The organism is Bacillus sp. SRB_331, assembly GCF_003264175.1.
In the GTDB taxonomy this organism is placed as follows: domain Bacteria; phylum Bacillota; class Bacilli; order Bacillales; family Bacillaceae_G; genus Bacillus_A; species Bacillus_A mycoides.
Window position 1 is genome coordinate 50623 of record NZ_NADV01000055.1, and the last position, 7658, is coordinate 58280.

The window sequence follows — 7658 nt, forward strand, 5'->3', positions numbered from 1 at the left end:
TAACCATTGTTTTGCTAATCAAAACGCCGAATGCAAAAGCGGATGTGTTTTTTTGTAAATAGTTTTATTTACCAATATACCATATCATATAACAAAAATGTTCTAGTGTCGTTATATTATGGAATCAATGTAATATTCTTAATTGTGTCTACTCATATAGAGATGCTCTTGAATTCTTTTTAGGCCCTCTCGTATTTTCTTCGCCCTAACTTCCCCAATTCCTTCCACATCATCCAATTCATTAATAGTTGCACGACAAACACCTTGCAATGTTTTAAATCGATTAATTAAATTTTCAATGATAAGTGGTGGAACACGAGAAATTTTGCTTGCGATTCGGTATCCCCTCGGTGTCACGCTTTCTTCTAAGCTCATTTGTCCTGGATAGCCGAGCAATTTAACTAAATCGCTATCCTCTAAAAGCTGTGTATTTGCAAGATCTTGTAACTTTTTCAAAATTTGATGGTGATCCTGCGTTTTTTCTTGATAATAATCCTTAATTAATAACGCTGCCTCTGCTTCTAAGTCAGCTAGTAATTCTGTAAGTTGTAAACGAATTAACCTTCCTTCCGTTCCTAACTCATGAATGTAGCTCACTATTTCATTTTTAATACGCAGTACCATTTCAACACTATGTAAAACGTGAACTACCTCGGACATTGTAACGACCTCTTCAAATTCTAGAATGCCCAAATTCGTAATCCCATCATTCCATACAGCTTTATATTTTTCTAACGTTTGAATAGCTTGGTTTGCCTTTGTTAAAATTACACCTATATCTTTTAGTGTATAACGTAAGTTCCCTTGATATAGTGTAATTACGTTACGTCTTTGTGAAATAGCCACAACAAGGCTAGCCGTCTGCTTTGCTACACGCTCTGCCGTTCGGTGACGCATACCTGTTTCAATAGAATCAATGGATGGATCTGGAACTAATTGTGCATTTGCAATTAAAATTTTGCTCCCAGTTTCATTTAAAATAAGTGCCCCATCCATTTTTGCTAATTCATATAAACTAGCCGGTGAGAATGCACAATTAATGTGAAATCCTCCATCAACAATACTTTTAATCTGCTCATTATACCCAAGAACAATTAGCCCTCCAGTTTGCGCACGAAGTACGTTATCTATCCCTTCGCGTAGTGGTGTTCCTGGGGCAACAAGCTGTAGAATATTAATCATACTTTTGACACGTTGCTTGTTTTCCTCCATAGCCTAGCCTCCTAATGTCAAACGAAGCGCTTCTCCTAAATTAGAAACACCTACTACCTCAATCCCATCTGGAATTGTCCATCCTCCCAAATTTTTTCTAGGAATAATAGCACGTTGAAATCCTAATTTCGCTGCTTCTTGTACACGTTGTTCAATTCTTGATACTCTTCTTATTTCTCCAGTTAGGCCTACTTCTCCTATTACCGCATCGGCTGGTGCAGTAGCTTTATCTCTGAAACTTGAAGCAATACTTAAGGCGACAGCTAAATCGATTGCTGGTTCATCTAATTTCAAGCCACCCGCAACTTTTAAATATGCGTCTTGATTTTGCAACAATAAACCTGTTCTTTTTTCTAGCACTGCCATAATAAGTGAAACGCGGTTATGATCAATTCCCGTCGCCATTCTTCGAGGATTTCCAAAACTAGTAGGGGAGATTAATGCTTGTATTTCTACTAAAACCGGTCTTGTTCCTTCCATTGAAGCAACCACTGTGGATCCTGCAACTCCAACTGGACGTTCCTCAAGGAAAATTTCAGAAGGATTTAGTACTTCTGCAAGACCTAGTTCCTTCATTTCAAAGATACCCATTTCATTTGTGGAACCAAAACGATTCTTCACAGCTCGCAAAATACGATATGTATGGTGACGATCTCCTTCAAAGTAAAGAACTGCATCAACCATATGTTCTAGCATACGTGGTCCTGCAATTGCCCCTTCTTTTGTCACATGTCCGACGATAAAAATAGGAATCCCTTTCGTCTTTGCAAGTTTCATTAATTCCGCTGTACATTCACGTACTTGCGTTACACTCCCTGGGGCTGACGTCACTTCAGGTAAATGTATCGTCTGAATGGAGTCAATAACAACAAAAGCTGGATTCATCTCTTCAATGTGCGCTGCAATTCTCTGTAAATCAGTCTCTGCTACAACAAATAGATTACTACCCTTTACATGCAAACGATCTGCACGCAGTTTGATCTGCTTTGCTGACTCCTCACCTGATATGTATAGTACATCATATGAAGAATCTGCTAATTGCGATGAAATTTGTAATAACAATGTTGATTTCCCAATCCCAGGGTCTCCACCAATAAGTACTAAAGATCCATCTACAATCCCGCCACCAAGTACACGGTTAAACTCTTGAAATTTCGTTTCAATACGCGCCTCAGACTTTGTTTCTACCTCTGTTAAGCGTCTTGGTTTTGTTACTTCTGATTGAATTGCATTGGCATAATTAAGGCGTCTTGATGATACAACTGGTTCCATCTCTTCAACAAGCGTATTCCATTGACCACATCCAGGACATTTCCCCATATATTTTGGCGACTGATAACCACATTCTTGACATGTAAATTTTGTTTTCTTTTTAGCCATATCTTTTATAGTTCACTTCACTTTCATCTACAAACGTTTATCCTTCTCGTACAAGAAAGAGGGCTATCGCGTAGCCCTCTTTGTTTGTCTATACTTATTTTACCTTTTCCGCACTATGAATGACAAATGATTCTCCTTCTATATCAAAGATAACTTTTTGTCCTTTCTCAATAGCACCTTTTAACAGTTCTTCTGATAGTCTATCTTCTACATGTTTTTGAATTGCTCTACGAAGCGGACGAGCACCGTACTCTCGATCAAATCCTTTATCAGCAATTGCTGAAATTGCTCCTTCTGTTAAGTGCAATTCAATCTCTTGTTCTTTTAAGCGTTTCACTAACTGATTCACCATAAGAGTTACAATTTCTTGAATATGTTTTTTCTCAAGCATATGGAACACGATAATTTCATCAATACGGTTTAAGAATTCTGGACGAAATGCTTTTTTCAATTCATCCATTACTTTACCTTTCATATCTGAATAATCGCGGCTCTCATCTTGTACGTTAAATCCAAGATGTTTATTACGTTTTAATGCGTCTGCACCAACATTAGACGTCATAATAACAATTGTATTACGGAAATCAACTGTACGTCCTTTAGAATCTGTTAAACGGCCATCTTCTAATACTTGTAGTAAAATATTAAACACATCAGGATGAGCTTTCTCTACTTCATCTAATAAGACAACTGAATATGGCTTACGACGAACTTTCTCTGTTAATTGTCCACCTTCTTCATATCCAACATATCCTGGAGGAGATCCAACTAAACGAGAAGTAGAATGCTTTTCCATGTACTCAGACATATCGATGCGGATCATTGCATCCTCATCACCGAACATAGATTCCGCTAATGCCCTTGCTAGTTCTGTTTTACCTACACCAGTAGGTCCTAGGAAAATAAATGAGCCAATTGGACGTTTCGGATCTTTTAATCCCGCTCTCGCACGACGAACAGCTTTTGCCACAGCTACAACTGCTTCATCCTGCCCAATTAAACGATCATGTAAAATTGATTCCAAGTTTAATAATTTATCTGTCTCTGTTTGTGCAAGTTTAGAAACTGGAATACGTGTCCATGTGGAAACGACATTTGCAATATCTTCTACTGTTACTTCTGAGTTTTCTTGTCCTTGTTTCTCTTTCCACTGACGCTTTGTATCTTCTAACTTTTCACGTAAACGTTGTTCCATATCACGTAAGGAAGCAGCTTTTTCAAATTCTTGGCTTTGTACAGCTGCATCTTTTTCTTTTCTAATTTCCTCAAGCTTCACTTCAAGCTCTTTTAAGTTTGGCGGTGTTGTATAAGAACGTAAGCGCACTTTTGATGCAGCCTCATCAATTAAATCGATTGCTTTATCAGGTAAAAAACGGTCTGTAATGTAACGATCTGAAAGTTTTACAGCCGCATCGATTGCATCATCTGTAATAGATACGCGGTGATGCGCCTCATAACGGTCACGTAAACCTTTTAAAATTTGAACTGATTCTTCTAAGTTTGGTTCATCAACATGAATTGGTTGGAAACGTCTTTCTAATGCCGCATCCTTTTCAATATATTTACGATATTCGTCTAAAGTTGTTGCACCAATACATTGTAATTCACCACGTGCTAAAGATGGTTTTAAAATATTCGATGCATCAATTGCACCTTCCGCCCCTCCTGCACCAATTAACGTATGAAGCTCATCAATAAATAGAATGATGTTACCAGCTTGGCGAATCTCATCCATCACTTTCTTTAAACGATCCTCAAATTCACCACGATATTTTGTTCCAGCAACAACTGTACCCATATCTAATGTCATAACACGCTTATCTCTTAAAGTTTCAGGAACTTCATTATTTACAATTTGCTGTGCTAATCCTTCCGCAATTGCTGTCTTACCTACACCAGGTTCTCCAATTAATACTGGATTGTTTTTTGTTCTACGGCTTAACACTTCAATTACACGTTGAATTTCTTTACTACGTCCAATAACAGGATCTAAACGATTTTCACGTGCAACAACTGTTAAATCACGTGCTAGACTGTCAAGTGTAGGTGTATTCGCATTTGTTGATGAACCACCCTGGTGACCTGAACTAGCTTCATTACTTCCAAGGAGTTGTAACACTTGTTGTCTTGCTTTATTTAGGCTTACACCTAAATTATTTAAAACGCGTGCTGCTACACCTTCACCTTCACGGATTAAACCAAGTAAAATATGTTCTGTTCCAACGTAGGAATGGCCTAGCTTACGAGCTTCGTCCATAGATAACTCAATAACTTTTTTAGCACGAGGTGTGTAATGTACTGTTTGAGAAGCTTCCGTTCCACGTCCAATTAATGCTTCTACCTCTTTTTGAACTTTCTCTGGACTTAATCCAAGAGCAATTAACGCTTTTGCTGCAATTCCTTCACCTTCGCGTACAAGCCCAAGTAAAATATGTTCTGTTCCAATATTATTATGCCCAATGCGAATTGCTTCCTCTTGAGATAAAGCTAATACTTTCTGTGCTCGTTCTGTAAATCTTCCAAACATCATAGAAATCGCCTCCTACTTGCGCTTAATTTTGTTCAATTCGTAATCGCTCACGGATTAAGGTTGCTCTTCGATAATCTCTTTCTTCTGGTCCTAAAGGTCCTCCTGCATATTGTTGCAAAATGCCTGGCTGAGTAAGAACCATTAACTCAGTTAAAATATTTCTCGATATACCTTGTATATATCCTAAGTCAATACCAAGCCGTACATCTGATAAACAAGTGGCTGCTTCTGCAGATTGAATTAAACGACTGTTAGCTAGTATTCCGTAAGAACGATATACTTTATCTTCAAGCTCAATGCTTGAATTTTGTACAATTAATTCTCTAGCCGTTTTTTCTTGATGGATGATTTGTTGAATGACACTCTTTAAATCTGCAATAATATCTTCTTCTGATTTCCCTAGTGTCATTTGATTTGACACTTGAAATATATTACCTAACGCTTCGCTACCTTCACCGTATATTCCTCTTACTACTAACCCTAATTTTTGAATTACTTGTATAATACGGTTAATTCTTTTCGTTAAAACGAGTCCCGGCAAATGAATCATTACCGAAGCCCTTAATCCTGTACCGACGTTAGTGGGGCAACTCGTAATATATCCAAGCGATTCATCAAAAGCATATTCAACCTGCTCCTCGATCCAATTATCTATTTGATTGGCACTTTGAAGCGCCTCTGATAACTGTAAACCTGAAAATAGGCACTGAATCCTAACATGATCCTCTTCATTAAGCATAATACTTATATGTTCACTTTCTGATAGTAGGCATGCTCCGTATTCTGTTCCTGCAAGATTTGGACTAATTAAATGCTTCTCAACTAAAACTCTCCTTTGAAGAGGATTTAATTCATTCATTTTTAATAGTTCAAACTCCCCAAAAGGTTCAACAGGTTTTTTTATAAACTTCTTCTTAAATAACTCATGAATCTGCTTAGCTTCTTCCTCGTTTTGCATAGTAGAGAATTGATATTTTTTAAAATTACGAGCCAAACGAATTCGACTACTTAAAACAATATCAGAATCAGGGCCATCTCCCTTCATCCATGGACTAATCGCTTCATTCATGATTCTGTCCAGTGACATAGAACTATTCCCCCTCTCTATGCTCACTAAGCTGATTTACAAGACCTCGAATTTTATCTCGTACTTCAGCCGCTTTCTCAAATTCCTCTTTCTGTACATATTGTTTCAGATTGAGTTTTAGTTCATCTAATTCTTTCTTTAAGTAGATATTTCCTTCTATACGTTCAGGAATTTTTCCACAATGATCCGTATGCCCACCGTGAAGACGTTTTAACAATGGTTTTAAATGCCCCTTAAATGTATCGTAACAAGAAGCACATCCAAAGCGTCCCACTTTTGTAAATTGTTCATATGTCATCTTACAATTCGGACACCTTGATATATTTGTATTTGAAAATGCATCTTGCCCTTCTTCAAACATTGCTGGTTCACTATGCAATAATCCGGCTAATAGGTCATGGAATGAAAAATTAGACTGCGGTGATTGAAAGAAAGACGTATAGCCACTTTGTTCTGCACATTGCTCGCAAAGATGAACTTCCGCCTTTTTTCCGTTGATTACTTTTGTATAATGTAAAGTTGCTGGTCTTATATTACAGTTTTGACAAGTCATCGCTATCCCCCACCTTTACAACAGGAACGATCTATCTCATGATACTTTTCATACATTACTAGATTGTTCTCTTTCCTTAATCCATTTAGTAAAAGCACATGTCATCTTTCAAAATACCTACAATATTAAACTGCATTATCTTAGCTATCATTCTTAACAAAAGTTATATTTATTTATATTTCAGTGTTCTTAACATTGCGCATAATATTCGAGCCCTAAGTTCATCTCGAGAAGGAACATCCATTAATAATACAGAACGATCTAGTACGCTTAACATAAGTTTAGCTTCACGATTTGTTATAATCCCCTCTTCTATTAAACGTATAATCATACTTTCAGCATTTCCTTGTGCAACGCTATGATCAATCATATGAAGCATTTGATCAATAATGTCTATATCATCATGCAGTTTGACTTTTATAATGCGAATGTAACCTCCTCCACCTCGTTTACTTTCTACTACAAATCCTCTTTCTAACGTAAAACGGGTATTGATTACATAGTTGATTTGAGACGGCACACAATCGAATCGATCAGCGACCTCATTCCTCTTGATTTCAATCGCATTATTATTGCTTAAGTCAATAACTTGCTTTAGATATTTCTCAATGATATCAGATATATTTCTCATTTATCCGCCACCTTTATTGACTTTGACTATCTTTGACTTTAATTATATACGTATTAAAAAAATTTGCAACTCTTTTGCTTATTCACTATCCTAGCCACATTTCCCTGTCTTTAATCAAAAGGACGATTCTTTAAGTAAAGATTTTTTAAATTACTATGAATTGTAAAAAGAAACACAAAAAAACACAAGTCAAAAGACTTGTGTTTTTATCTTGCTTGGCGACGTCCTACTCTCACAGGGACAAGGTCCCAACTACCATCGGCGC

General features: G+C 37.0%; 6 protein-coding genes. All 6 read right to left on the minus strand.

From position 1 onward, the window contains the following. Nucleotides 1–138 precede the first annotated feature (138 nt). The 6 genes from disA to ctsR all read right to left on the minus strand — a co-directional run bounded on the left by disA (nt 139) and on the right by ctsR (nt 7393). The gene (gene disA, locus B5P42_RS29190; protein WP_000392162.1) at nt 139–1212 is read right to left on the minus strand and encodes a DNA integrity scanning diadenylate cyclase DisA; all 1074 of its coding nucleotides are present in this window, start codon (nt 1210–1212) and stop codon (nt 139–141) included. A gap of 3 nt (nt 1213–1215) precedes the next feature. After that, on the minus strand, nt 1216–2592 hold the full coding sequence (radA, locus tag B5P42_RS29195; protein WP_002009817.1) for a DNA repair protein RadA: 1377 nt from the start codon (nt 2590–2592) through the stop codon (nt 1216–1218). Nucleotides 2593–2686: 94 nt separating this feature from the next. Next, nucleotides 2687–5122 carry an ATP-dependent protease ATP-binding subunit ClpC gene (clpC, locus tag B5P42_RS29200; RefSeq protein WP_002009819.1) on the minus strand — a complete coding sequence of 812 codons (2436 nt, stop codon included), beginning with the start codon at nt 5120–5122 and terminating at the stop codon, nt 2687–2689. Nucleotides 5123–5144: 22 nt separating this feature from the next. Then, nucleotides 5145–6209 carry a protein-arginine kinase McsB gene (gene mcsB / locus B5P42_RS29205; RefSeq protein ID WP_002169332.1) on the minus strand — a complete coding sequence of 355 codons (1065 nt, stop codon included), beginning with the start codon at nt 6207–6209 and terminating at the stop codon, nt 5145–5147. Between the two features lie 4 nt (nt 6210–6213). Further along, nucleotides 6214–6762, minus strand: coding sequence for a protein-arginine kinase activator protein McsA (gene mcsA, locus B5P42_RS29210; protein ID WP_002009823.1), 549 nt, complete (start codon nt 6760–6762; stop codon nt 6214–6216). A 169-nt stretch (nt 6763–6931) separates the two neighbouring features. Beyond that, nucleotides 6932–7393 (minus strand): transcriptional regulator CtsR, encoded by a 462-nt coding sequence (gene ctsR, locus B5P42_RS29215; protein ID WP_002029353.1) that lies wholly within the window; start codon nt 7391–7393, stop codon nt 6932–6934. Nucleotides 7394–7658: the final 265 nt, after the last annotated feature.